Source organism: Brevibacterium sp. CCUG 69071, from assembly GCF_021023135.1.
GTDB lineage: Bacteria > Actinomycetota > Actinomycetes > Actinomycetales > Brevibacteriaceae > Brevibacterium.
Genome location: NZ_PGFV01000001.1, coordinates 82,150 through 102,878, shown reverse-complemented (window position 1 = coordinate 102,878; position 20,729 = coordinate 82,150). Strand labels below are relative to the sequence as shown.

The following is a 20,729-nucleotide window of genomic DNA, read 5'->3' as shown; positions in this document are numbered from 1 at the left end:
AAGTGACCCGATGAGCACATGGGCCGACACCCGCCCCTGGCTGAAGACCTGGGGCGAGCTCGCACAGGAACCGCACGTCCTGGAGACCTCCACGCCGCTGGAGGACCTGGCGGCCACAGTCGCCGCATACGGCGGTGAGGAGGCCATCAGCTATTACGGGTTCTCGCTGACATGGTCGGAATTCGACCGCCGTTCGACGGCGTTCGCCGCCTACCTCGACGAACGCGGCATCGGCGCGGGAGATCGGGTCGGCATCTACGACCAGAACACTCCCGCCTTCATGATCGCCACCTACGGGATCTGGAAGGTCGGAGGAGTGGTCGTGCCCCTCAATCCGATGTACCGCGGGGAGCTCGAACACATCTTCTCCGACGCCGAGGTGAAGGGGCTGATGGTCTCCAAGGCGGCGTTCCTGAGCCGGGTGGCTCCCTATGCCGCACCCGTGCCGGTCGTCGTGCTCAGTGATGACAGGAGCTGCCAGATCGACGGCCCCGACGAGATCTTCTCGATGTTCGCCGAGCTGCCCGGCGTTCCAGGGGTGAATCCCGGGGCCGATGAGGTTCCGAACCTCCCCGATTTCGAGGCGGTCGTCGCGGAGCTTCTCGACACCGACTTCACTCCGGTCGCTCCGGCACCGGAGGACGAAGCGATCGTCGTCTACACCTCGGGGACCTCGGGCAAGTCGAAGGGCGCGTCGGGAGCTCATGCCTCGGTGTCGAGCAATTCGCGCTATTGCGTGCGCACGGCGACGTTCGAACCCGGCGACGGCTTCCTCACCCTGGCGCCGATCTTCCACATCACCGGATTCATCTGCCAGTTCGTCGCCGGTGTCGCCGGCGGCGCCCGCCTCATCCCCAACTACCGCTTCGACCCCGGTTCGCTGCTCGAGCTCTTCCTCCGGGAGAGGCCGACCTATATGGCCGGACCTGCCACTGTGTATACGGCTCTGCTGTCCCATCCGGCCGCCTCCGCGGAGCACTTCTCCTCGTTCAAGCGCATCATGTCCGGAGGTGCGCCCCTGCCCGAAGGACTGGTGAAGAAGTTCATGGACAGGACCGGGGTCTATATCGGACAGGGATACGGTCTCACCGAGACCTGCGCACAGGTCGCGACCGTTCCGCCCGGGCTGCGGGCACCGGTCGACCCCGACAGCGGGAACCTCTCGTGCGGACTGCCGCAGCCGGACACGATGATCCGCATCCTCGATGACTTCGGTGAGGCGCTGGGGCCCAATGAGATCGGCGAGGTCGCGATCTCCGGACCCGAGGTCGTCTCCGCATACATCAACAATGAGAAGGCCACAGCCGAGCAGCTTCCCGGTGGAGAGCTGCGCACCGGCGATGTCGGCTATATGAACGAGGACGGGTGGCTCTTCATCGTCGACCGGAAGAAGGACATGATCAACGCCTCCGGCTTCAAGGTCTGGCCGCGCGAGATCGAAGACGTCCTCTACACTCATCCGGCGATCCAGGAAGCTGCCGTCGTCGGCATCCCCGACGAGTACCGAGGCGAGAGTGTGGCTGCGTTCGTGACGCTGCAGTCGGGGCCCGAGGCCGATTCGGTCAGCGAAGCCGACATCGTCGAGTTCTGCCGCGAGAAGCTGGCCTCCTACAAGGCACCGCGCCAGGTGACCTTCATCGAGGAGCTGCCGAAGACGAGTTCGGGCAAGATCCTGCGGCGCACGATCCGGGCGGACGCCGTCGCCGCCGCACAGGAAGCGAGGGCCGCGGCGAGCTCCTCGGAGTGAGGCGGGCGCCCAGTCTGAGCGATCGTTCGATTGCTTCTGAAGGAGCGAAGAAGTAGCGTTCTTACTCGTGGGGTCGACAGCACCTCCGACCATGAGATCCACGATGCAGAGCGAAGAAGGTGTTTCGGACATGAGCGATTGGTTCGAGTCTCGGCCGTGGCTGGCGACGATGGGGGACGAAGCCGTCCGCCCGTACAAATTGGAACCTTCGACCACCTTGGCCGATCTGGCCGACACGGTCGAACGCCATCGAGACGAGATCGCCCTGAGCTACTACGGCTTCTCACTGACCTGGGACGAGTTCGACCGTTACACCTCGGCCTTCGCTCTGTTCCTCACCGAGCAGGGCCTCGGGGTCGGCGACCGAATCGGCATCTACGAGCAGAACACTCCCGCCTTCATGATCGCCACCTACGGAATCTGGAAAGCCGGCGGGAGCGTCCTGCCTCTCAATCCGATGTATCGCGGGGAACTCGAGCACATCTTCGAGGCCGCGGAGGTCCGGGGCCTCGTCGTCTCGAAAGCCGCCTATCTCGACCGCGTCAAGCCCTATGCCGATGCTCTGCCCCTGGTCGTCCTCAGCAATGATCTCGATTTCCAGATGGATGGGCCCGAACGCATCTTCGGAAAGTTCGCCGGACTGCCCGAGGTTCCCGAGCGCTTCGACTTCCGCACCGTCGTCGAGGAGCGCCTCGGTGCCGAGTTCACCCCGCACTCCCCTTCCCCCGAGGACACCGCTCTTGTCATGTTCACCTCCGGCACCTCGGGTAAGCCGAAGGGAGCCACGCCGACTCATGCGAACCTCTCGAGCAATTCTCGGCAGGCAGTGCGCACTTCGCATTTCGCTCCGGGCGAGGAACGCTATGCGACGCTGGCTCCGCTCTTCCACATCACCGGATTCGTCAGCCAGTTCCTCTCAGCGGTCGCCGGAGGTGCTCGGCTCATCCTCAACTACCGCTTCGATGCCGGTGCGATGCTTGAACTGTGCCTTCGCGAGCAGCCGACCTTCATGGTCGGTCCCGCCACCGTCTTCACCGCGATGTTGGCACATCCGGACTTCACGAAAGAGCATTTCGCGTCGTTCAAGCGGGTCAAGTCCGGTGGCGCTCCCCTGCCCGAAGGCCTCGCCATCAGGTTCGAGGAGAAGACAGGTCTCTACCTCGGGCAGGGCTACGGTCTGACCGAGACCTGTGCCCAGGCCGCGAGTGTCCCGGCCGGTCTGCGAGCTCCGGTCGATCCGGCCAGCGGAAATCTCGCCTGCGGACTGCCGCAGGCGGACACGATGATCCGAATCCTCGACGACTCCCGACATCCCCTCGGCCCCGATCAGGTCGGCGAGGTCGCGATCTCAGGGCCGGCCGTCGTCCCTGCCTATCTCAATGACCCCGAAGCGACGGCCTCCGAGATCCCGAATGGAGAGCTGCTCACCGGCGATGTCGGCTTCATGGACGAGGACGGGTGGCTCTACATCGTCGATCGGATGAAGGACATGATCAATGCCTCTGGATTCAAGGTCTGGCCTCGTGAAGTCGAGGATGTCCTCTACACCCACCCGGCCATCCAGGAAGCCGCCGTCATCGGCCTCCCCGACGACTACAGGGGCGAAGACGTCGCCGCATTCGTCACCGTCCGTCCCGGCGCCGAGGCGAGCGCCGAGTCGATCATCGCCTACTGCCGCGAACGTCTCGCCGCCTTCAAAGCACCCCACCAGGTGACCTTCATCGAGGAGCTGCCGAAGACGAGCTCCGGCAAGATCCTGCGCCGCACGATCCGCGCGGATGCCGTCGCCGCGGCCGAGGCGGCGAGAGAGCAGGCTAGCGCCTCGGAGTGACCTGAGTTCCTCAAGAAGAGAGTTGCGGAAACAGGCACGGGTAGCCGCCTCGATGCTCGGCGACGTCAATCCGCCGGCAATTACGCATGCGTGCCATCAGCGACACACTGATGCGGGAAGTCCTAGACGGAAGCTTCCGTTGCACTTATCTCTGCCGCAACGCTTCTGAGATGGTCCTGCATCGCGCTGGCAGCCGCCTCCGCGTCTTGACTGCAGATTCCATCGATTATTGCCAGGTGCTGGGGCAACGACTGGGCAGGCCGATCCGGTCTCTGCGCGAGCCTGTACTGGTAGCGGACGGCCTGGCTTCTCAGCCGGTTGATCGTCTCGGCAGCAACCTGCTGGCCACTGACCTTGATGATGAGCGCGTGCAGTTCCGTGTTTCCAGCAGAATAGGCGTCCCGGTCGCCGCGCTCTACGGCCTGCGTCATCCGCCTGCCGATATCACGCAACAATTCGATTTCCGATCGGGATACCCGTTCGGCGGCTTTTCGCGCACACAATGATTCGAGTGCCCCTCTGACCTCAGTGATCTCAACTGCTTCATCCGGTGAGATGGCACGCACACGCGCACCTCGATTCTGCACTCGCTCAATCAGCCCCTCCGAACTCAGCTCGGTCAGGGCGATTCTCACGTTGCCCCGCGAAGCACCGTACTCCGCAGCCAGATCCGCTTCGACCAGCCGCTGATTGGGCACAAGCTGTCCGCTCACAACGGCATCACGAAGTCGACGACCCAGTTCAGCAGCCGTCGTTCGGGGCGCGGCTTTCGACTGTGCGTTCGGTTCTGCCGACGATGCCTCGGGTGAGACGCCCATTCTTACCCTTCCCACAATCTACGTGCACTCAACTTCCACAGACTATCTGGTGGTGAAGGCGAAAGATGATTCAGGTCGTGATTGTCAACAATATTGTTAACATGTAGAGTCTCTTACATCAGCGACGATAGCTACGTCAGAAAGACGACAATGATGTCCTTTGCACCAACTCCAGGTTGGTTGGACTGGGAACGCAACCGAACTCAGCCGAAGACCGTGCTTCCCAAGGGAAGCATCGACGCGCACTGCCATGTCTTCGGACCGGGTGAGGTATTTCCTTTCGCCCCGACACGAAAATACACACCCTGCGATGCCTCAAAGGCAGACCTGTTCCGGCTCCACCAGGATCTCGGAATCGCCCGGCGAGTGGTTGTCCAAGCCACTTGCCACGGCACCGACAATGCAGCCCTGATCGACGTTCTCGCCAGCGATCCCGCCTCAACCCGTGGCGTAGTATCAGTCTCTTCGGACATCACGGAAGAGGAACTCTCAGGGATGCACGAACAGGGTGTTCGCGGTGTACGTTTCAACTTCGTCAAGAGACTCGTGGACCATTCTCCGTACGACGAGCTCTCGCTCATCGCAGAGAAGATCAAAGCGTTCGGTTGGCATATCGTCATCTACTTCGAAGCCGCCGACCTGCCGGAGCTCGAAGGCTTTCTCGCCGGCCTGCCAGTGCCTCTCGTCATCGACCACATGGGCCGGCCAGATGTCTCCGTATCGGCAGCTGACGCCGAGTTCTCTCGCTTCATCTCATTTGTCGACCGCACATCGGCGTGGGTCAAAGTCAGTTGTCCGGAGCGACTCTCCCAATCAGGGCCATTTGCTGTAGCAGGCAACACACGTATCTACGAAGACGTAGTCCCATTCGCGCGTAGGGTCATCTCCGAATTTCCCGACCACGTGCTGTGGGGCACCGACTGGCCACACCCGAATCTCGAGACCCACATGCCCGACGACGCTGTCCTGCTGAACTACCTCAATGAGATCACGGAATCGGATGCACAGCTGCGCCGACTCCTGGTCGACAACCCAAACGCCCTCTATTGGGCCTGACCTCTTCTGAATTGAGAGTACTGAACCATGGAGACGACGAACTCGGCCAATAGAATCAACCGGCTGCCCATCACCCGATTCCACAAAGTCATCATCGTGGTGGTGGCGGTGGCCTACTTCTTTGAATTTGCCGACATCAATACCTTCTCGACGACGGCTCCCAAGATCGCACAGGTCTGGGGGCTGGACGTCAATCACATTGCCTACATCACATCAATCTCGTTTATTGGTATGTTCATCGGATCGCTCGGCGGCGGATGGCTGGCAGATCGAGTCGGGCGGAAGGGAGCATTCCTTTACACAACCCTGTGGTTTTCGATCTTCTCCGCCGGCACAGTGTTCGCCTGGAATATCTATGCGATGGGAATCCTGCGATTCCTCACCTGTGCCGGCTTATCTGCAATGACTGTCGTCGCCGTCATCTATGTCAACGAGATCTTTCCCGCAAAGGTCCGCGGAAAATACTTGGCATACGCCATGGTGATCGGCCTCTGCGGCACTCCCGCGACCAACCTCATAGCAAGTGCGGTCGTGCCGATCAGCGACTGGTCTTGGCGTCTTGTCTTCCTGTGGGGCACGCTCGGCGTCGTAATCATCTTCATGTTTCGGTACCTGCCAGAGTCACCGCTGTGGCTTGAGAGCAAACGACGATTCGCCTGCGCCGAGGACGTCCTGAGAGAAATGGAAACCAAGGTCTCGGATTTCTCAGGTGAACCTCTCCCCCGACCGCTGGCCCCAGTCGCCGAGGTTCGCGAACAGAAGAAGTCCGGCTTTCGCACCCTCTTGCAGCGGCGCTATTTCGTTCCCCTGCTCGTGCTTGTAGTCCTGTGGGTGACGCAGACAGTCGGATTCTTCGGTTACTCAAGCTGGGCGCCGACGCTCCTGTCGAAACAGGGCATCAGTGTAGAGGACTCGATTCTCTACGTCGCGCTGGCCACGATCGGAGCACCGCTTGGTTCGCTCCTGGCGGCCTTCGTCACCGACAAGTTCGAACGCAAATGGCTGCTCGTCATCTTCGGAACGACTATCGGTCTTTCGGGACTGCTCTACGGCCTCACATTTAACCCAATCATGATCGTCGTATTCGGCTTCTTGGTGAATATGTTCGAACGAGGCTACACATCCTTGGCCTACGCCTACTCTCCCGAGCTGTTCGACACCCGCACCAGGTCGCTGGGAACCGGCATCGCCTACGGTATCGGCCGTCTGTCCAACGCGGTCGGCCCATTGGTCATCGCTTCGCTGTACACATCTTCGGGGTACGCATCGGTGTTCGTATTCATTGCGGCCACCTGGGTGCTCGGAGCAATCGTGCTTGCCCTGTTTGGCAAGAACACCAAAGTGGCACCCGTCCAGAATGGCGAAATCCTCCTCGAGGCACCTGCTAACTCACCGATTGGGGACAAGCAATGAATCCAACTGACAACGCGCGTCAACTCTTCACATCTCGAAGCGACCAGACTGCGCTCCGGATGTGCCTGATGCGCGGAGGCACTTCCAGGGGGGCCTTCTTCCTCGGGCCCGATCTACCTGCCGATGTCGAGAAACGCGATCAGATTCTTCTGTCTGTGATGGGCAGTCCCCATCCGCTCCAGGTCGACGGGATCGGGGGCGGGAACTCACTGACAAGCAAAGTAGGCATCGTCTCCCAATCGCCGCTTCCAGAAGTAGATCTCGATTTCGAATTCGCGCAGCTGCAACCCGACGCCTCGTCGGTACAGACCACCGCCAACTGCGGGAACATGCTCGCCGCGGTCGCCCCATTTGCTGTCGAGACAGGGCTTATCGTTCCGAGCTCGGACACAACAGAAGTCACCGTAAGAACCACCAACACGGGCCTCATTGCCACCATCTCGATCCGAACGCCTCAAATTCCCGGTGATGATCGACGAACAGTCAGCTATGACGGATCTACTGAAATCGATGGTGTCAGTGGGGGGTCGAGTCCAATATCGATCATGTTCGTCAATACTGCGGGTTCAATAGCGCCGGGCCTGTTGCCGACTGGTAGGCCGATCGACTCTCTCAACCTTCCGAGCGGCGACAGTATCGAAGGCACAATGATTGACAACGGCCAACCACTGGTCTTGCTGCGGGCTCGCGACCTCGGGGTCGACGGCACAGAGACTCCTGACGAACTCATGACGTCCAACGACCTTGGGGAAAAGATCGAGCACCTTCGGCTCGAAGCAGGTCGAATGATGGGCCTCGGCGATGTGAAGGACAAAAACTACCCGAAGATGACCCTTCTCTCGCCGCCTACGCAGGGCGGCGCCATCGCGACGAGGAGCTTCATTCCACGCACAGTTCACCAATCGATCGGGGTCCTAGCGGCACTGACAGTGGCAACTGCTGCTTGCATGGACGGAACCATTGCTCATCCGCTTGCCGACTCAGGAGACGGGGATCAACGCACTCTTGAGATCGAGCATCCCAGCGGAGTATTTCCGGTCGACCTCCACATCCACGAGGGCCACATCATTCGGGCCGGGCTGACCAGAACAGCTCGCATGATCATGGCGGGTCAGGTCCTGGTCCCCAAACAAGTCTGGGCTCCGGAGCACAGCACGTCAGATAGCCGCATAGAAAGAACACATAGTTGATCATCGACTGCCACGGACACTACACAACTGCGCCATCTCCGCTCGGTGATTGGAGGGATGACCAGATAGCCTCGCTTGACAATGGGCCGATGCCACACGCGAGCGGACCTGAGATCAGCGATGACGAGATTAGAGAATCTCTTGAGGGCAATCAGCTGAAGCTGATGGACGAGCGCGGAATAGACCTGACAGTCTTCTCTCCCCGCGCGTCATTCATGGCTCACCACCTCGGTGACTTCTCGGCATCCAGCGCCTGGGCACGTATATGCAACGACCTATGTTCGCGAGTGTCTCGTCTGTACCCTGACCGGTTTGCCCCGGCGATTATGCTCCCCCAGTCCCCCGGCGCCGATCCTGCCAGCTGCATTGAGGAGATCGACCGGTGCGTAAATGAGCATGACGTAGTGGCACTCAACATCAATCCTGACCCTTCCGGCGGCCATTGGACCTCGCCCCCGCTGACAGACGAATCGTGGTTTCCGATCTACGAAAAGATGATCGAGCACGGACTGCCGGGGATGGTCCACGTATCGACATCCGTCAATCCTGCGTTTCACACGACGGGTGCCCACTATCTCAATGCCGACACAACTGCGGTCATGCAGCTGATCGAGGGAGACCTCTTCGGCAGATATCCCGAACTCCGGCTCGTCATACCTCATGGCGGTGGTGCTGCCCCATATCATTGGGGACGTTTCCGCGGGCTGGCACAGGCGCTCGGGAGGCCCGATCTTGAGCAGCACATTCTCGGGAACGTGTACTTCGATACCTGTGTCTATCACCAGCCGGGGATCGACGAGCTCCTTTCAGTCATCCCCATCAAGAACATTCTCTTCGCTTCGGAGATGATCGGAGCCGTGAGGACTGTAGATCCGACTACGGGCTTCAATTTCGACGACACTGTCCGATATATCGACAATGCCGACTTGGACAAAGAGGAGCGCGCGGACATCTTCGAGCACAATGCTCGGCGGGTCTACCCGCGGCTCGAGGCGCGAATTGCCTCATACTCGCGTCGAACATCGACGCAGCACGTCTAGACCAAAACACTCACAATATCGCCGTCAGCACCTCAGGGTCATCGGCAGCAAGGGAAGTCACCATGTTCGACCTCGGCAAAGTCCATACGAAGATCGCTCGCCCCGATCCTGAAGACGTCAGGCGTTTGAGTGCGTTCGGAGTCGCCACCGTCCATGAGGCACTGGGGCGCGTGGGTCTGATGAGACCCTATATCCGACCGATCTACCCCACCGCCGAGTTGTGTGGCCCAGCGGTGACAGTGCTCTTGCAACCTGGCGACAATTGGATGATGCACGTCGCAGCCGAACAAGTGCAAGAGGGGGATGTCGTCGTCGCCGCATGCACCACCGAGAGCGAGGACGGCTTCTTCGGCGAGCTCCTCGCTACCTCGCTTATTGCCCGCGGCGGCCGCGGCTTGGTGATAGACGGGGGATGCCGTGACACGGCCGAACTCGAGGAACTCGGCTTCCCGGTCTTTTCTCGTGCCATCAACGCCAAGGGAACAGTCAAGGCAACGCTCGGCTCAGTCAATGTCCCCGTTATCTGTGCAAACGCCTTGGTGCATCCCGGCGATGTCGTCGCCGCCGATCGCGACGGGGTTGTCGTGGTGCCCCGTGCTCGAGTTGCGGAGGTCGCAGACGCTGCGCAGAAACGAGAAGACAATGAAGAATCCAAACGCCAGCAATTCATGGATGGAAAGCTGGGTCTCGACATCTACGATATGCGTGGGCCACTGGAGAAGGCTGGCCTGCAGTACCTCGACTGAACTGTGTCGAAAAGCAGACAGTCGACAGTCAGCTCAGGCTCACCGTCTTCGCTCCGCCGAGGCGGGCGAAGCGGTCGGGCTGGCAGGTGAGCAGGATGACCTGGGCGCTCTGACCGACGGTGCTGAGGATGACGTTGAGCGCGTTGAGGCGCTCGGCATCGGCGAAGCCGAAGGCGTCATCGAGGACCACCGGTGCCCCCGCGTCCCCGTCGACAAGGGTCGCGACCGCGAGTCGGCCGATCAGCGCCAGCTGCTCCCTCGTCCCGCCGGAGAGCGACTCGAAGGGAACAGTCTGCTCACCCAGGGTGCGGGAGACGATCTCGAGATCCTCGGAGACCTCCACTGAGAGCCCCGGCCCGAAGACGAGTCGGCCGAGCTTCTCGATCTGCTCCTTGAAGGGAGCAACGTACTTCCGCTGCGCTTCGTCCTTGTGCTTGAGCACCGTGGAGCGCAGCAGGTCGATCGCCGTGGCCTGCCGTTCCAATCGCGTCTGCTTCTTCTGGGCCGACTCCAGTTCCTCTTCGGCTGCCTTGAGTCTGTCGTAGATGCCTTCGCTCGCCCGATCGTCGATGAGAGCAGAAAGCCGATCGACCTCCTGCCGGACCTCTTCGCGCTGGGTCTCCTTGCTGCCGACGAGCTGGCGCACATTCTGCAGCTGCATCTCCAGCGTCTGCGGATCCGCTGCCTGATAGGACGCCCGAGCCATCTCGACTTCGTCTCTCTCATTCGCCGCGTTCGCGTCGGCCGCTTCAACCGCGGCTTGCAACACCTCATCGGACTCTGCCGAACGCGCAGTCTCGAGGCTCGCCGTCAGCCGATCGCGCTGAGTCCGGGCCTCCTGCAGACTGGTCTGAGCTCGAACCGTTTCGACTCGCGCCTCGTCCCGGGAGGCGCGACTGCGGTCGAGGCGGAGACGGGAGGCATCCACTTCGGACTGAGCCTCGTCGGTGTCCTTCTCCGCAGCGGCAACAGCTGTCTCCAGATCCGCCAATCGTAGGCCGCTCTCATCCGGGCTGTCGCCGCGGTCAGCGTGGTCAGCGACCTCGCCTTCGTCCCCATCGGAGCTTTCTACGCCGGCGAGCTGCTGGGCGCGAGCCAATTTGGCTTCGAGGTCTTCACGCTTCTCGGAATCGAGCAGCACAGCCAGCGTGGAATTCGCCTCGGCCACCACAGCCTCGGCGTCGGCGCGTGTGTGGGATCGTTCCCGCGCCTGTGCCACCGTCTCGACGCCGAGGCGGTCAAGCTCTGCTTCGAATTCCTGTTTCGCCGAGGACAGAGCTCGGTCCAATTCGACCGGTGAGGCGCCGGGGCGCACCGCGATCTCGGTGATGCCCTCGACTCGGATGCTGACGTCTTTGACGGCCGCGAATTCCTCGGTCCTCCCCTCGCCGAGATCGGATCCGTCGACGCTGACCGGCTGGTCTCCGAGCTGCCTGACGTCGATCTGCGCCGCGGCGGCGGTCTTCGCATTCTCCGCGATCCGCACTTCCGTCTCGAGCGAACTCAGCTTCTCGACGTCCTTGCCTGTGACCGTGTTCGACCCGATCGTCGCCTGCGCCCGGCTCCTCTTCTCCTCGTGCTCGCGGATCGCCTCGAGACGGCGGGTGAGGTCGGAGAGTTCGGCTCGGGCGCGGGCCCGAGCCACCGCCTTGGATGCTCTCTTCGCACGTGCTCGAGCGGCATCGAGCACGGTCTGGGCCGCGTCGAGAGCCTTCTGGGCTCCATCGACCTCGGCGTCCTTGTCGCTCTGCGAGGCTTCCAGTTCGGTGACCGTCTTGTCCACCGCTGCCACAGTCTCACCGGCGGCAGCGACATCACCGATGAGCGTGGTGCGACGGTCCAGCGCCTCGCGGGCGATCTGGGCGTCGCGGTGGGCGGTCTTCGCATTGTCTTCGGCCCTTTCGAGCACCGCCTTGAGCTCCGCGACTGCCTGCGCTGATTCCTCCGCTGCTTCTCGTTCCTCCACCGCCTCACTCAGTTGCGTGCGGACCGATTCCAGCCGCGCACTCGCTCGAGCATGGTTCTCCACGAGTTCGTCCATCGCCTCGCTGCGTTTGCGCAGTTCGTCGAAGGCGGCCTCGGCGATCGGGACTTGGGCATTCGCGTCCTTGTACTCCCCCGTCTGCTTCCCGGACTTCGTGAAGTGCTTTGAGTATTCGGCTTCGATGCGTTCGAGGAAGTCGTCGTGATCGGCGACCTCGGCGCCCGATTCGCTCAGGGCATTGTGCAGGGCTTTGATTTGGGCCAATGGCGCCTGTGCGAGACTCTCCCCCTGTGCCACGTCGAGGGCGACGAGCAGGTCCACGTCGACCGTGTCTGCAAGGATCGCCAGGAAACGGTCGTGGGCGTCATCGCTGCTCAGCTGCTCCGGACGGGGTCGGATGACGTTGAGCTCGGTGAAGGGCTGCCTGATCCATCGCTTCCGGTACTTGAGTTCGTAGTCGCCCGTGCTCAGGTGCAGCTCGACCTCGGGACCGGCGTCGACTCCGACCGGTTGGGTCTCTTTGATGCTGGCCTTGCGGGAGCTGGATTTGTGCTCACGCAGGTGGGTGATGGCCTCATGGATCGAGGACTTGCCGACCTCGTTGGGTCCTTCGACGATGGTCACGCCTTCGGCGAATTCGACTCGCGCGTCCTCGATGCCCCGATAGCTGCGCAGGTGGATGGAATGGAATTTCATGATCCGCTCCTCGCAAACCGGTAGAGCAAGCCCAGCGCATCTTGGGCGACCGACGCCGAGGGGTCCTCCCCGGTAGCCTCTTCGGCCAGCTCATCGAGGCTGGACTGGAGATATCCGCTCAGGCCCAGACCCGCGAAATCCTCATCGGCGGCGATGACGGCGATGTCGGTATGCCGTCCCCACTCGGACACCATCGCGAACAGGTCGGAGGCATGGTCGAGGATGTCATCGAGGTGCGCCTTCGCGGCCGTCGACAGGGTTCCCTGCAGGACCAGCCACACGGCCGTTCTGTCCTTATCGGGAATGTCCGAGAGGCGCTGTTCCAACTGGGCGACATCCTCTTCCGAGTTGAGGTCCTCTTCGATGACGACATAGGACCACTGCCCGATGTGGATCTTCTCGACGGATGCCTCATGAGTCTGGGCATCGATGTCGACGAGGAGGATGTTGCCGGGATCGTCTTCCCGTCGCGAGGTCACCTCCGGGGCTCCCGGGTACCAGATTCGGTCGTCGACCTCGTAGCTCGCGTGCCGGTCGCCGAGCGCGACGAACTGCGCCCGATCTTCCCGGAGCAAGGCCCTCAGCCCGGTCTCATCGATCGTGGCCAGCGACTCTCGATCCGGGTCGAGGGAACTCACCGCCCCGTGGCCGGCGATGATGCGCACGGACCCGGGGGCCACCTCGGCGAGGTTCTCCGTCGCCTGGGCGACGAGATCCGTCTGCGGACGCTTGGAGAACCAGGGCGCACCGACGACCTCGATGCCTTCGCTCACCTCGAAGGGTTCGCTGTCACGGAGCACGTGGACGTGCTCAGGCTGCCGGGAGGTGAAGGCCGGGGAGTCGTAGATGGAGGCGGCGTCGAGGGGATCGTGATTGCCCGGCAGCAGGACGACCGGCACGGTGAATGCGGCCAAGACTTCGAAGGTGCGGGCGATGATCGCCCGATCGAGCTGATTGGTTTCGAAGACGTCACCGCAGACGAGGACGAAGTCACACGATTGCTCTGCCGCGATCTGTCCGATCCGCTTGACCGCATCGAGGCGAGCGCGATGAAACCGGGGACGGGCTTCGGCACTGAGATAGTGCGCCGTCATGCCCAGCTGCCAGTCACCCGTGGCGATGAACCTCATCTGCTTCTCCTCGACCTCGGCTCGTCCTCGACACCATCCTATGATTGACTGCCCACCCTACGGATCGTCACTGACACGAGATGTGATGTTCATCATCAGCGATGCGTTCTCGACGGCCGACCACGTCGCCCGTGACCACGCAGGGCTGGCCACCACCTGGGCAGATGGCCGGATCGGACCGTCCGAGACTCACTCAGCCCCCGCCCCGCAGGAATACGACATCTCAAGTGCGAGACTCGAACCGCAGACTTAGGTTAGGCTGATCAACTGTGAATGCGACAGCTCTGACCGCCACCGACCTCAACCTCGGCTACGACCGCACCCGGGTCGTCCACGACGTCTCCCTGTCGATCACTCCTGGCAGGGTCACGGCTCTCATCGGGCCCAACGGCAGCGGCAAATCCACCGTGCTCCGCTCACTCGCCCGCCTCCATCCCATCTCCACCGGCGAGGTGACGATCCATGCCGACGGCACGGACACCCCCTCCTCTGCGCTGACGGCCAAGGAGTTCGCCCGCGTCGTCACCCTGCTCTCACAGTCCCGGCCGCATCCGTCGGGGGTCAGCGTCCGCGAGGTCGTCGCCTACGGTCGGCACCCGCATCGCAAGCGATTCGCCGCACTCACCGATGCCGACCGCGCCTCCATCGACCAGGCACTCGAGCTCACCGGCACCGCCCGCATGGCCGACCGTCCGGTCGACCAGCTCTCCGGCGGTGAGCTCCAGCGCGTATGGTTGGCGACCTGCCTGGCCCAGGACACCGGCGTCCTGCTGCTCGACGAGCCGACGAATCACCTCGATCTGCGCTACCAGGCCGAGATCCTCGACCTCATGCGCGAACTCGCCGAGGACCACGACACCGCGATCGGCGTCGTCCTTCACGACCTCGGCCATGCAGCCACCGTGGCCGATCACGTCGTCCTCCTCGAACAGGGGCGCATCCGCTCGGCGGGCACCTGCGAGGAGGTCTTCACGGCCGAGGACCTCACCGAGGTCTACGGCCTGCCGATCACCACCCGAATCGACGAGGACACCGGACTCGTCCGCGTTGAGGCTCTTCCGAAGCGACGTCGCCGCGCAGCCGCGACCCGCTGACTACGGCACCAACCACACCACCATCCCGATCGGCGAATCCGCCGATCGGCTCAGCAGAAGGAAACCCAGCCCATGACAACCCTGCCGCGAAAGTCCCTCGTCGCCCTCGCCTCGGCGACGGCGATCTGCTCCTTGGCATTGGCCGGCTGCGGAACCACCGACACCGAAGCGCAGGACGCCGAGACGTCGACCGCCTCGACGTCCTGCGCCGACGATTCGACCGCGACCTCCGAGGACCCGGTCACGCTCACCGATGACACGGGCGAGGAGATCAGCCTCGACAAGCCGGCGGCGAAGGTCGTCTCGCTCGAATGGCAGTACACCGAGGATCTGCTGTCCCTGTGCGTCAACCCGGCAGCCGTGGCCGACGCCAAGGGCTTCACCACGTGGGACACCGCGGAGAAGCTGCCCGAGGACACCACCGATGTCGGCACCCGCCAGGAACCGAACGTCGAGACCATCCTCTCGGCCGACCCGGACCTCGTCATCATCGAGGCGACCTCGCGCGATGACAAGATCTTCAAGCAGCTCGAGGAGCAGGACATTCCGGTCATGGCCATGACCGGCGCGGACGGGAAGGACCCCGTTAAGTACATGAAGGACACGTTCTCCACCGTCGCCGAGGCGACCGGCCGGACCGAGCGCGCCGAGTCCGTGCTCGCCGACTTCGACACCAAGGTCGAGGAGTCGAAGAAGGCTCTCGCCGATGCCGATCTGCCGACGAAGGACTTCGTCTACTTCGACGGCTGGGTCAACGGCTCGAACGTCGCCATCCGTCCCTTCGGCCAGGGCTCGCTGTTCGGCGAACTCGGCGAGGAACTCGGACTCAACAACGTCTGGGACGGCGAGGTCGACCCCGCCTACGGACTCGGCCAGACCGACATCGAGGGAATCTCGAAGGTCGGCGACGCGAACTTCTTCTACACCGGCACCGAGGATCCGGAATCCGAGGACTACGTCGAGCTGCTGAAGAAGAACGACATCTGGGCGAACATCCCCGCCGTCAAGGATGACCGCACCTATGCCTTCCCGGCCGGCATCTGGACCTTCGGTGGACCCAAGTCCTCGGAGCAGGCCCTCGATGCCTATGTCGACGCTCTGACCAAGTAGTCCATGCTCGCACCCACAGATCAGCGCCAGGAGCTGGCGACGTCGACGAAGAAGGTCGGCGTCGCCGGGGCCCTCTCGGCCACCGGGGCCCTGCTCGGGCTGTTCGTCGTCCTCGTTCTCCTCTCCGCCTGGCACATCACCCAGGGGACCTCGGGGATCGGCTTCGGCGACCTGTTCCGGGCGCTCGTCGGTCTGACCTCCTCCCCCGCCGAGGCGGGCCCCAGTGCCCGTGACATCCTTATCGGGTCCCGGCTGCCGCGCGTGGGTGCGGGCATCCTCGTCGGGATCGCCCTCGGCGTCGCCGGTGCACTGTTCCAGTCGTTGGCGCGCAATCCGCTGGCCTCACCGGATACTCTCGCGGTCACCGGTGGATCCTATTTCGCGGTCACCGTGGTCACGGCCTTCGGGATCGCGATACCGGTCTGGGCCTCGGGCGGTGTCGCCTTCATCGGCGGGCTGCTCGCGGCCGCCCTCGTGCTCGGCCTGGCCGGGGGTGCGGCGTCCTCGACCACGCGCCTCGTGCTCGCCGGCACCGCGACCGCCATGGCTCTGCAGGCGGGCACCTCGACCCTGCTCATCCTCTTCCAGGAGGAGACGAAGAGCCTGTTCTCCTGGGGGTCGGGCACGCTCAATCAGCTCGACGGCACCGCGGCACTGCGCTCGATTCCGGTCATCGGGATCATCATCGTCCTGGCCGTCGTCCTCTCCCGTCGCCTCGATCTGCTCAGCCACGGCGATGACGCCGCCTCGGTGCTCGGGGTTCCGATCCGCTCGACCCGGGCGATCGGGATCCTGCTCGCCGTCATCCTCACCGCCACAGCCGTGACCTTGGCCGGACCGATCGGCTTCGTCGGTCTCTGCGCTCCCGTCATCGCCCGTCTGCTGGCGCGCGCCGTTCCCGTGCTGTCCAAGCACGCCGTGCTCATTCCCGCCACCGCGATGATCGGTGCGATCATCGTCATCCTCGCCGATGCCGTGCTGCGCGCTCTCGTCGGGGCCACCGCGGCGATCACCCTGCCCTCGGGGGTGACGACGACGATCTTCGGCGCCATCGTCCTCGTCGTCCTCGCCCGCTCGATGCGTTCCTCCGGTCCGGCTCAGGCCACCTCGGCGGCACGCTCACGCGTGCACGGGACACGGCGGGCCGCGGTCGTCATCGTCTGCGGCTGTGTGCTGGTGGTGATCGTGGTAGTTCTCGCTCTGCTGACCGGCGAACGCTTCTACCTCCTCGGCGACGTCATGCTATGGCTGCGTGATCAGGCGGCTCCGGTCATCGACTTCTCATTCGACTCGCGTGCCCCGCGGGTGGCGGCGGCCCTGACCGCCGGAGCCGCCCTCGGTCTCTCGGGCACCCTCGTTCAGGCCAGCGCCCGCAATCCGCTCGCCGAGCCGGGGCTGCTCGGCATCACCGGCGGTGCGGGCCTCGGCGCGGTCATCGTCATCACCCTCGTGCCGAGCGCGAACATCGTCCTCATCTCCACCGTCGGAATCATCGGCGCACTCCTGGCCTTCGCCCTCGTCTACGCCCTGGCCTGGCGCGGCGGGATGAACACGGATCGGCTCGTGCTCATCGGCATCGGCATGTGGTACGGCTTCACCTCCCTGACCACGCTCTTCCTCATCCGCGCCAACCCGTGGGACACCCCGACCCTGTTCACGTGGCTGTCGGGATCGACCTATGGCCGGGTGTGGTCCGATGTCGCACCCGTGGCCCTCGTCCTCGTCGTCGCCGTGCCGTTGGCGTTCGTGTGGACCCGTGAGCTCGACCTGCTCGCTCTCGACGATGACACGCCGAGGTTGGTCGGCGTGGCCCGTGAACCCGTGCGTCTCGGCGTGCTCATCACCGCCGCGGTGCTTGCCGCCGTGAGCGTCTCGGCCGTCGGCGTGGTCGGATTCATCGGGCTGGTCGCCCCGCATGCTGCCCGCGCCCTGGTCGGGGCACAGCATGGACGTGTGGTCCCGGTGGCGATGCTGCTGGGAGCCTTCGGCCTCGTCATCGCCGATGCAATCGGGCGCACGATCATCGCTCCCGCGCAGATCCCGGCCGGTCTCATCGTCGCCCTCATCGGCGCACCCTACTTCGTCTACCTGCTGGCCCGCTCCCGGGCGTAGGGTCACGGGCGCGGCTGCTTGGGCGCTTTGCAGGTGCCGCTCCGGCTCAACCGCTTGCCAGAAGTCCCTGCGTATAGGACTAGTTCGTTACACCTGCACTTCTGACGCGCGGTTGGCTTCGATGCCGCTGCTCTCACTCCCCTGCGCGGTCCCGGATGAAGTCCCGCAGCCGTTCGACCACCCGGCCGGGCCTGCGCACGGCTGAGCACAGGGAAACCTCACGGACGTAGCCCGAGCCGCGCAGCTCCACCTCGGCGAGGCCGTCGAGTGGTCGACCCGAACGCGGCAGCAGTGCCACGCCCATACTGCGACTGACGAATTCGCGGATGGTCTGGAACTCGGTGACCTCGGTCTTGACCTGCACGGCGAAGCCGGCTTGCCGACACCACCGATCGGTGAGCCGGCGCAGGTTGTACGTGTCCGGATTGGCGATGAACCGGTCGTCGGCGAGCTGCACGAGGTCGATGCTTCTGCGCTTCGCCAGCGGATGCGTGACCGGCAGCGCGGCGACGATGGTCTGCCGGGCCAGCACCTCGTGCGGCATCTCGGCCGGCGGCGGAATGATCATCGCCAGGTCGAGATCGCCCCGCCGCAGATCCGTCACCAGCTCGGCACCGTGAGCCTGCTTGAGGTCAAGGCGAATGCCGGGGTGCACCGCCGCGAACTCCGCGAGCAGATCCGGAATCACCCCGGTGCCCATCGTCAGCGGGAATCCGAACCTGATCACCCCATGGTCGGGATCGGCCGCCTCGGCGAGGTCGGCCAGCGCCGTGCCGATCTCGTGCAGCGGTGCTCGGACGGCGGCGGCGAGCTCACGGGCGGCGGGTGTGAGGGACAGTGCCCGCCCGCTGGGCACCACGAGAGCCACGCCGAGGTGATCCTCGAGCGAATGGAGGCGACGACTGGCCGTCGACTGGGGAATGCCGAGCGAGGCGGCCGCCTCGGTCATGTGTCCGTCCTGGTCGACGAGTTCGACGAGGACGGAGAGCTGCGGGAACTGACCGCGAAGCAGATCATCCATATATCGATCATATCGTCCACTTTCTTCATTAGACGGATGAATCAGCCGGAGGCATCGTGAAGCCATGGACACTCACACCGCAGCACAGATGACCCCGATCCCCGAGGCCGACGTCGTCCTCATCGGCGGCGGGATCATGTCGGCCACACTCGGATCGATGCTCACCCTCCTTGACCCCGATCTGCGCATCGTCATGCTCGAAGCCGCCGAACAGATCGGCGGAGAGAGTAGCGATCCCTGGAACAACGCGGGCACCGGACACTCGGGATTCTGCGAACTCAACTACATGGCCGACCCCGCCGATGGCACGAAGCCCGCAGCGATCGCCGGCCAGTTCCACCTCAGCCGCCAATGGTGGGCGCACCTGGCCGAGCGCGGTCTGCTCGACCCCGCGGACTTCATCCACTCCACCTCGCACATGAACCTCGTCTTCGGCGCCGACGACGTCGCCTATCTGCGGCATCGGGTGGAGACCCTGCGCCGTGATCCGCTGTTTTCCGGCATGGAGTACACGGAGGACCGCGAGCTCATCTCCGGCTGGGCACCGCTGACGATGGAGGGTCGGGCCGACGACGGAGAGCCGATCACCGCCGCCCGCCATCCCCGCGGGACCGACGTCGACTTCGGTGCCCTGACCCGGGCGCTGACTAGAATCATCACAGGCGACTCCGCCGGCATTCCTGCCGACAGTTCAGCCGGCACCCCGACCGGCGGCCCAACCAGCACCGCAGCCGACACCTCGGCGGGGAACGCACTGCACCTCGAACACCGGGTCACCGGCCTGCGCTCGAACGACGCCGGCTGGACGATCACCGGCTCGGCCCCGCGCGGACGATTCTCGATTCGGGCGAAGACCGTGTTCGTCGGGGCCGGCGGCTTTGCGCTGAGACTCCTGCAGAAGGCCGGCATTCCCGAGGTCAAGGGCTATGCGGTCCTCCCCGTCGGCGCAGCCTTCTACCGCTCATCGACCCCCGCCGTCGTCGGCCGCCACGAGGCCAAGGTCTACGGTCAGGCCGCCGTCGGGGCTCCCCCGATGTCGGTGCCCCATCTCGACCGACGCGTCATCGACGGGCAGGAGCACCTGCTCTTCGGCCCCTTCGCCACGTTCTCCACGAAGCTGCTCAAACATGGCAGGCTCACCGACTTCTTCACCACCCTGCGCCGGGACAACCTCCACGTCATCGCCGCCGCGGGCCTGCAGAACCTCGATCTCGTGCGCTTCCTCATCGGCGAGCTCGCCGCGAGCCCGCGGAAGAAGTTCGCGAGCCTGCGCCAGTACTTCCCCCGCGCCCGCTTCAACGAATGGCAGCTCGTCCCAGCCGGTCAGCGGGCACAGCTGGTCACCCCCGATCCGAAGCGGATCGGCGTGATCCAACAGGGCACCGAACTCATCGTCTCCGCCGACGGGTCGATGACGGGCCTACTCGGGGCCTCCCCAGGTGCTTCGACGGCCGTGCCGATCATGCTCGATCTGCTCCGACGCTCGTTCCCCGCGCAGTGGCACCGCGGCTGGCAGGCGACCATGGAACGCGCGATCCCCGATATGGAGCGCAGCACCTGGGACGCCGAGGCGGTCGCGGGCTCATTCGCGGCCACCGATCCGGCCCTCGGGCTCCAGCCGGCGAGCGCGGACACTTCGTCGACGGGAGCCCGCCCCAGACTGTGAGCGGATTGTTCGCCTCACCCCAGTTCACCGCCTCTGACCTGTGACTCCATTGGAGGAATCGCACAGCCGAGCGTC

At 63.9% G+C, this 20,729-nt stretch carries 16 protein-coding genes; 12 read left to right on the top strand and 4 right to left on the bottom strand.

Annotated elements, in window-relative coordinates; all coding sequences use genetic code 11:
- Positions 1 to 10 precede the first annotated feature (10 nt).
- A complete protein-coding gene (locus tag CV023_RS00470; protein WP_230743505.1) occupies positions 11 to 1,747 on the top strand; it encodes a class I adenylate-forming enzyme family protein in 1,737 nt (578 codons plus the stop codon).
- Between the two features lie 130 nt (positions 1,748 to 1,877).
- Positions 1,878 to 3,578, top strand: a complete 1,701-nt coding sequence (locus CV023_RS00465) for a class I adenylate-forming enzyme family protein (RefSeq protein WP_230743504.1) — start codon at positions 1,878 to 1,880, stop codon at positions 3,576 to 3,578.
- 122 nt (positions 3,579 to 3,700) lie between these two features.
- On the opposite strand, the gene CV023_RS00460 is transcribed toward CV023_RS00465, so the two are convergent.
- The gene (locus CV023_RS00460) at positions 3,701 to 4,396 is read right to left on the bottom strand and encodes a GntR family transcriptional regulator (RefSeq protein WP_230743503.1); all 696 of its coding nucleotides are present in this window, start codon (positions 4,394 to 4,396) and stop codon (positions 3,701 to 3,703) included.
- 150 nt (positions 4,397 to 4,546) lie between these two features.
- Here CV023_RS00460 and CV023_RS00455 point away from each other — a divergent pair, with 150 nt between their 5' ends.
- The 5 genes from CV023_RS00455 (at position 4,547) to ligK (ending at position 9,841) form a co-directional block, all read left to right on the top strand.
- On the top strand, positions 4,547 to 5,452 hold the full coding sequence (locus tag CV023_RS00455) for an amidohydrolase family protein (RefSeq protein WP_230743502.1): 906 nt from the start codon (positions 4,547 to 4,549) through the stop codon (positions 5,450 to 5,452).
- Positions 5,453 to 5,479: 27 nt separating this feature from the next.
- Complete coding sequence (locus CV023_RS00450) at positions 5,480 to 6,865, top strand: MFS transporter (RefSeq protein ID WP_230743501.1); 1,386 nt, start codon at positions 5,480 to 5,482, stop codon at positions 6,863 to 6,865.
- Positions 6,862 to 8,055, top strand: coding sequence for a 4-oxalomesaconate tautomerase (locus tag CV023_RS00445; RefSeq protein WP_230743500.1), 1,194 nt, complete (start codon positions 6,862 to 6,864; stop codon positions 8,053 to 8,055). Before CV023_RS00450 ends, CV023_RS00445 begins: the two co-directional genes overlap by 4 nt.
- Positions 8,052 to 9,095, top strand: coding sequence for an amidohydrolase family protein (locus CV023_RS00440; RefSeq protein ID WP_230743499.1), 1,044 nt, complete (start codon positions 8,052 to 8,054; stop codon positions 9,093 to 9,095). Before CV023_RS00445 ends, CV023_RS00440 begins: the two co-directional genes overlap by 4 nt.
- 62 nt (positions 9,096 to 9,157) lie before the next feature.
- Positions 9,158 to 9,841 (top strand): 4-carboxy-4-hydroxy-2-oxoadipate aldolase/oxaloacetate decarboxylase, encoded by a 684-nt coding sequence (ligK, locus tag CV023_RS00435; protein WP_230743498.1) that lies wholly within the window; start codon positions 9,158 to 9,160, stop codon positions 9,839 to 9,841.
- Between the two features lie 28 nt (positions 9,842 to 9,869).
- On the opposite strand, the gene CV023_RS00430 is transcribed toward ligK, so the two are convergent.
- Complete coding sequence (locus CV023_RS00430; protein WP_230743497.1) at positions 9,870 to 12,521, bottom strand: AAA family ATPase; 2,652 nt, start codon at positions 12,519 to 12,521, stop codon at positions 9,870 to 9,872.
- Entirely contained in the window at positions 12,518 to 13,651 is a 1,134-nt protein-coding gene (locus tag CV023_RS00425; RefSeq protein WP_230743496.1) for a metallophosphoesterase family protein, read from the bottom strand. The genes CV023_RS00430 and CV023_RS00425 overlap by 4 nt, the downstream gene beginning before the upstream one ends.
- 85 nt (positions 13,652 to 13,736) lie before the next feature.
- On the opposite strand from CV023_RS00425, the gene CV023_RS00420 reads away from it, so the two are divergent.
- From CV023_RS00420 to CV023_RS00405, 4 genes are all read left to right on the top strand, one after another.
- Complete coding sequence (locus tag CV023_RS00420; RefSeq protein WP_230743495.1) at positions 13,737 to 13,904, top strand: hypothetical protein; 168 nt, start codon at positions 13,737 to 13,739, stop codon at positions 13,902 to 13,904.
- A gap of 16 nt (positions 13,905 to 13,920) precedes the next feature.
- Positions 13,921 to 14,745 (top strand): ABC transporter ATP-binding protein, encoded by an 825-nt coding sequence (locus CV023_RS00415; RefSeq protein WP_230743494.1) that lies wholly within the window; start codon positions 13,921 to 13,923, stop codon positions 14,743 to 14,745.
- 72 nt (positions 14,746 to 14,817) lie between these two features.
- Positions 14,818 to 15,855 carry an ABC transporter substrate-binding protein gene (locus CV023_RS00410; protein ID WP_230743493.1) on the top strand — a complete coding sequence of 346 codons (1,038 nt, stop codon included), beginning with the start codon at positions 14,818 to 14,820 and terminating at the stop codon, positions 15,853 to 15,855.
- Between the two features lie 3 nt (positions 15,856 to 15,858).
- Positions 15,859 to 17,967, top strand: coding sequence for an iron ABC transporter permease (locus tag CV023_RS00405; protein ID WP_230743492.1), 2,109 nt, complete (start codon positions 15,859 to 15,861; stop codon positions 17,965 to 17,967).
- Positions 17,968 to 18,100: 133 nt separating this feature from the next.
- Here CV023_RS00405 and CV023_RS00400 read toward each other — a convergent pair whose 3' ends face one another.
- Positions 18,101 to 18,988, bottom strand: coding sequence for a LysR family transcriptional regulator (locus CV023_RS00400; RefSeq protein ID WP_230743491.1), 888 nt, complete (start codon positions 18,986 to 18,988; stop codon positions 18,101 to 18,103).
- 64 nt (positions 18,989 to 19,052) lie between these two features.
- Here CV023_RS00400 and CV023_RS00395 point away from each other — a divergent pair, with 64 nt between their 5' ends.
- Complete coding sequence (locus tag CV023_RS00395; RefSeq protein ID WP_230743490.1) at positions 19,053 to 20,654, top strand: malate:quinone oxidoreductase; 1,602 nt, start codon at positions 19,053 to 19,055, stop codon at positions 20,652 to 20,654.
- The last annotated feature ends 75 nt before the right edge of the window (positions 20,655 to 20,729 follow it).